Source organism: Methylobacterium sp. WL8, assembly GCF_008040045.1.
Classification (GTDB): Bacteria; Pseudomonadota; Alphaproteobacteria; order Rhizobiales; family Beijerinckiaceae; genus Methylobacterium; species Methylobacterium cerastii.
Genome location: NZ_VRVF01000136.1, coordinates 1 through 5,723 on the forward strand (window position 1 = coordinate 1; position 5,723 = coordinate 5,723).

Below are 5,723 nucleotides of genomic sequence, written 5' to 3' on the forward strand. Positions count from 1 at the left end.
GTGCCAGTTTGTAGACTCTGTCTTGAGTAATTTCTAGCTGAACGATGACGCGTTCGCGTTTGCGACAAGCCCGCCTTGAGGACGATGTTCCCGTTGGAGACCTGCACGAAGCTATCGCGTGTGGGCAGAATTTGACTTTTCCAGTCGGTGAAGTTGCGCTGTGCTTGGTCGGGCAGACCGTCGTCCTCACCGTGCAAGGGCCGCCCCTGCCAGCGCATACCTGAGGACGCACCCGGCCCGCGCTCGTCCTCGAGGGCAGACGGATTAACCGCTTCCCCCTCCAACGCGGCCTTGGCAGCGCGGATCATCTCCAGCCGCCGCTGCTTATCGGCCATCCAGTCTAGCGTCTCGTCCTCACGCCGAGTCGCGCCCGGCGCCTCATGCTCGGCCACGTTTGCCTCGCGCGCTTGCTCCAGCCAAGCATCGATCTCGGCGGCCAGCACGGGCTCGTCCGTCTTCATGCGTCCGTAGCTCATCGCCTTGTGGCAGGAGGCGTTTGCCTTTACCTCGGTGCCGTATCCCGCCACGTGGGCGAACTGCACCAGATCGGCCGCGCGGCACAGGCGCAGCACCTGCACGAACAAGTCGGACAAAACCAAGTAGTGGCGCTTGCAGAAGTCGATGATGGTGCGAAAGTCCGGCTGGTCTAACCCAGTCACCGCCATGACATCAACCCGCTCCTCGCAGGCCCAGGCGAGTTGACGCAACGAGTATAGACCCCGGCTGTAGCCGTAGAGCAGCAGCGCCACCATCATATCAGGATGGTAGTGCGGGTAGCCGCGCTCTTCGCTGTAGGTGCCGAGGATGGCCGACCGGTCGAGCGCTTCCCGCACCGCGTCGCGAACGAAGTGTGTCATGTACCCAGCTAGCACGAGCTCGTGCGGCGAGGGCGGTAGCAACAAACCCTGATACACGTCCCAGGAACGAAAAACCTTGGCCATTAACCAGATCAAGCACCCTCCGGTCCCGCCATCGAGAGGATTACTCGGACGGGCTCCTAGTTCAGACGGTCAAGCGGCTTGCTTGGCCGCCTTGCGTTTGCCCAGGGTTTGGTCGGAAAGTCCGACTTGTTGCGCGTTTTGGGGCAGCCGGTCAAGGACGGCATCGGCGAGCGTCGGGATGCCTATTGATCCGCCCTCGACGTCATGCTCGGCTTGATGAGGACCTGCGCCAAGCTCGGCGTTTCGTTCTTGCGCTACCTTGGTGATCGCTTCGGCATCCCAGACGGTGCAACCGCCCCACCCCGTCGGACGTCTTTAGAAACTCCACAACAGCCTGACCGCCCAGCAATCTGCCCCGGTTATGCATCAGACCCTATAGAGTGGCGCAATGACAAATCATTCCCGTTTTGCCGCGCTGTGGCTGTGTGTGCTGCTGCCCGCAACGGCTTCGGCCCTCGACCGAGCGCAGCCGCGGCAGAAGATAGGGCCGGTCGATATTCTTGGCTCAGTGACCGTAGCGGGCACGTCGTTCGCGCCCCACGCCTCCATCGGCAAATCGTTCACCGATCCGACCTCGAATTGGGTCAATGACAACCTGCCCGGCGCCTACTCCCCGAACCGGGTGCAGCAGTTCGTGATTTCGCCGAACGGCGGCTTCTCGGCCGTCGTTCACGCCGCGCGCACATCGGATAACCAGGGCGCGATCGACAACGTCCTCTCGGATACCTGTCTCAGCGTTCACGACAATCCGACAGTCGCGCACCTGAACTGGTGCCGCTACACACAAGTCAACCTTAAGCCGGGTGCGGCGCTGTCACTGGCGCTCGGCGAGGAGAGCTCCGTCGAAAACAGATGGGGCACCCCGATCAAGATGGATCCGTTCGGCAATTTCAATCCGGGCGGCAAGGACATCGCGGGGCTGCGTATCAATGCGATTGGCCAATTCAACAATGGGCTGACCTATTACCCGATCTCAAGCTATCTCGAGTTCACCTATAACGCTCAACGTGCGCTAAACGGGATCACCTTCGAGCAGGAGAGCATTGCCGACAATGGTCGTGGAACTAAGGACGCGATTGTCCTCGGCATCAATCATGCCCTGCAATGGTATGGCGGCCCGGCAAAGCCCTCGTGGCGCCTGTTTTCAAATGCGCAGACCGGAACCGGTCAGATCATCATGGGCGACAACAAGTTCGACATCTTTATTGGGTCGAGCGGAGAGAATCCGGTCTCTATCGCGCCGAACAACGTGACGATCAACGACAAGCTCAACGTGAACGGCGTCGTGCAGCTCACGGGCTACAAGGTCTCCGCCCTGCCGGACTGCACGAACAACAACACCGGATCGTTCGCCTTCGTAACCGACGCTTCGTCGTCCTCGCCTATCTATTATAGCTCCGTTTCCGGCGGCGGGAGCACGCGCATACCCGTATTCTGCACAGGGGCCGCCTGGGTGTACCACTGAAAACTTGAGTTCGGAGATCCTTTTCTATGGCCGGCAATACAATGCTTTTCTTCGTCGATGAGGGAGACGGCCTCCGCATGCACGATGCGGTGACGGCCCTCACGGTGGCGCTGCCGCTGACGCTCGCAACTACTCTCCACGGGCACACTGGGGTGGGTATGCCAACTATTCCGCGCTTGCGACTGACGTGTAGATCGGGTTCACGGCCCTGACCGCGTCTCGGAACTTCGTCCTTCCCGACGTCTATACCTGCTCGCTCAGCTCGACTTTGGCCATTTAGCCCGTCTTATTCATCGGGGCGGTGGATCTCGGGTGGCGAGCGTAGCGTAAAGCATTGATGTGGCTTAGGGATTGGGTACTGACACCAAGCCTTCAGATCGCACCGAGCCCGTCACGCCCGCCATGACCGATCCTACGTGTCTCTCGTTCGCGTTTCCATCCGTGCGGAGCAAGAAGCTCACAGCCGCCTTCGACGGCGGACGCCTGACCTCGGACGGCGGCGTCCTGCTGCTCGCCCAGGCCGCGCGGCGGCTTGGTATCGCCGAGAAGCTCGCGGCTGTGATCCCGGATCGGCGTGATCCGAGCCGGGTTCTGCATCCGCTGCCCGAGATTCTGCTGGTAATTACCCACCCCCTTGCGCGGGTTGGATTTCACTGATTCCTTCGTGGGATGGGCCGAAGCGATCTTGAGCGGCTGAGCCGCGAGGAGTTGATCGATTTGGTGCTGCGGCTGCAGCGCCCGGAGAAGACCTCGCGCACCTCGTCGAAGCCGCCTGCGACGGATCACAAGGAGCGGCGCGAGCAATCCAAGCCCGGCGGGGCCAAGCCCGGCCATGAAGGCCATAGCCGGGTGCTGAGCGATGATCCCGATGCGGTCGTCGAGCATCGTCCCGATCGCTGCTCGTGCTGTGGCGGCGACCTGCACGCGGCGCTGCCGGCCGAGGTCGTCAGCCTCTCTGAACGGATCGAGTTGCCGGAGGTGGCGCCGGTCGTCACCCAGCACCAGCGCCTTGCCGTACATTGTCCATCCTGCGGGACGCGGGTGGTCGCACCAGTGCCGGAGGCGGCGCGCGGCACGCCATTCGGGCCACGGCTGCATGCGGTGGCGACGTATCTGAAGACCTTCCAGGCCCTCTCCTACGAGCGGCTCCAAGCGGCGTTGTCCGATCTGTTTGAACTGTCGCTGAGCCAGGGCGGGCTGATGAACCTGCTCCGCCGTGCGCAGGGCCGCTTCCGTCCCGGCCGCGAGGAGGCCGTCTCGGCCCTGCGCCGGGCCGCGGTGGTCGCCTCGGACGAGACCGGCGTACGCATCGAAGGCAGCAACGCCTACTACTGGGTTTTCCACTCGGCCGACGCTGTGGTGCACACGGCTTCCCCAACGCGCGGTGCCGTCGTGGTGCGGGAGATGATGGACGGGCATCGGCCGGCGGTGTGGATCTCGGACCGCTACACCGCCCAGCAGGGCCATGCGGCCGCGCACCAGACCTGCCTTGCCCATCTCGCCCGCGACGTCGCCTACGCCGTCGAGGCCAGCGATGATCCGGTCCACTGGCGCCTGCAGCTCTGGCTGCGATCCGTGTTCGCCCTGGCCGAGCACGTCACCGACTTCGCGACCTCGACGCTGGCCACCAAACGCCGAAGTCTGGATCGGCAGCTTGGCGCCATCCTCGCTACGCCGAGCGGCTGCGACCTGACCCGCGATCTTCAAGCCAAGATCGGCCGGGCGCGCGATCAGCTCCTGGTCTTCCTCGCCCATCCCGGCCACGTCCAACCCACCAACAACGGCTCCGAGCGCCTGCTGCGCCCGGCCGTCGTCCAGCGGAAGATGACCAACGGCTATCGCGCGATGTGGGCCGCTGCGGGCGAAGCCGACATCCGAACCGTCGTCGATACCGCGCGCCTCACAGGCAGCAGACCCTTCGGCACCATCCTCAAGACCGTCGGCGCCTGAGCCCAACAATCACAGGGGTGGGTAATTACTTCTGCTGGCCCGCATCCTGGCGATTGCCTGCGGGTATGAGGATGCCGACGACCTCGACCATCTGCGCGCCGACCCCGCCTTCAAGCTCGCCTGCGGACGCCTGCCCGAGAGCGGCGCGGACTGATGAGCCAGCCCACCGTCTCGCGGCTGGAGAACACTCCCGGCCTGCGCGATCTGATCCGGCTCGGGCGGGTGCTGGTCGATTTGTACTGCGCGAGCTACGCCACGCCGCCCGCCGCCGTCACCCTGGACATCGACGACACCTGCGATGTCGTGCGCGGTCACCAGCAACTCTCGCTGTTCAACGCCCACCATGACACGCGCTGCTTTTTGCCGATCCACGTCTACGATACCGCCACCGCGCGCCCGGTGGCGATGATCCTGCGGCCGGGCAAGACGCCGTCCGGCCGCGAGGTCCGAGGCCATCTGCGCCGGCTCGTCCGGGCGATCCGCCGCCACTGGCCGACGACCGCGATCACCATCCGCGGCGACGGCTATTACGGGCGGCCCGAGCCCATGGATTGGTGCGAGGACAACGGCGTCAGCTACGTCTTCGGCTTGACCGGCACGAAGGCGCTCGCGGCGAAGGTCGAGCCGACCGCCGACCACATCCGGGTGGTGCGGGCGATCGGCGATAAGGATGCGGTTCGCGGCTTCGCCGAGACCACCCACGCGGCCAAGTCCTGGCGGCAGCAACGCCGTGTCGCCGCCCGCATCGAGGCCACCCGCCTCGGCCTCGACATCCGCTACGTGGTCACGAACATCGCGACCGGTACGCCGGCATGGCTCTACGCCGAACTCTACTGCGCCCGCGGCCAGGCCGAGAACCTGATCAAGCTGCACAAGGGCCAGCTCGCTTCCGACCGCACCTCCTGCCGGCATCCGGCCGCCAACCAGATGCGGCTCGTACTCCACACCGCAGCCTATTAGCTGATGCTCACCGTGCGAGACGCCATCCCGGCCAGCCATCGCCTCGCCAGGGCCGAGTTCGCCACGATCCGCCTCCGGCTGAACCAAGCGATCCTGAACGCTCAAGGCCGTCCTCCAAAAGACAGCCTTGAATCACGCCTCACACGGCCCGAAAACCCCAAGAGTCCACGCGCCCTAGAGCATGTTAAGCGAGGTGGATGCCGGCTTGCGTGAAGAAAATGCGACCGCACAACAAGATAGAGCATTTTCGGTGATCCAGAGATCACCGAAAATGCTCTAGCAGGCTGCTGCAGAAGTCTGGTGTTACGCTCGGTTTGGATCGTTATCGGTGTTTGCCACGGATTGGCCGACGTCCGAGAGGCTGGATTCTGCCTCTTCGATGGGAGCCCGGGTTACGGGCCGCGTCT

At 64.0% G+C, this 5,723-nt stretch carries 3 protein-coding genes and 2 pseudogenes; 4 read left to right on the forward strand and 1 reads right to left on the reverse strand.

Annotated elements, in window-relative coordinates:
• Positions 1–941 (reverse strand): transposase (locus tag FV234_RS24970; protein WP_246686304.1); only part of this gene is annotated, 941 nt, incomplete at its 3' end.
• A gap of 388 nt (positions 942–1,329) precedes the next feature.
• On the opposite strand from FV234_RS24970, the gene FV234_RS24975 reads away from it, so the two are divergent.
• The 4 genes and pseudogenes from FV234_RS24975 to FV234_RS24990 all read left to right on the forward strand — a co-directional run.
• The gene (locus FV234_RS24975; protein ID WP_147832336.1) at positions 1,330–2,406 is read left to right on the forward strand and encodes a hypothetical protein; all 1,077 of its coding nucleotides are present in this window, start codon (positions 1,330–1,332) and stop codon (positions 2,404–2,406) included.
• 402 nt (positions 2,407–2,808) lie between these two features.
• Positions 2,809–3,024 (forward strand): annotated as a pseudogene (locus FV234_RS24980) (transposase); the annotation flags it as partial.
• A gap of 51 nt (positions 3,025–3,075) precedes the next feature.
• Positions 3,076–4,356 (forward strand): IS66 family transposase, encoded by a 1,281-nt coding sequence (locus FV234_RS24985; protein WP_147832337.1) that lies wholly within the window; start codon positions 3,076–3,078, stop codon positions 4,354–4,356.
• 28 nt (positions 4,357–4,384) lie between these two features.
• A pseudogene (locus FV234_RS24990) lies at positions 4,385–5,397 on the forward strand (IS1380 family transposase); the annotation flags it as partial.
• Positions 5,398–5,723: the final 326 nt, after the last annotated feature.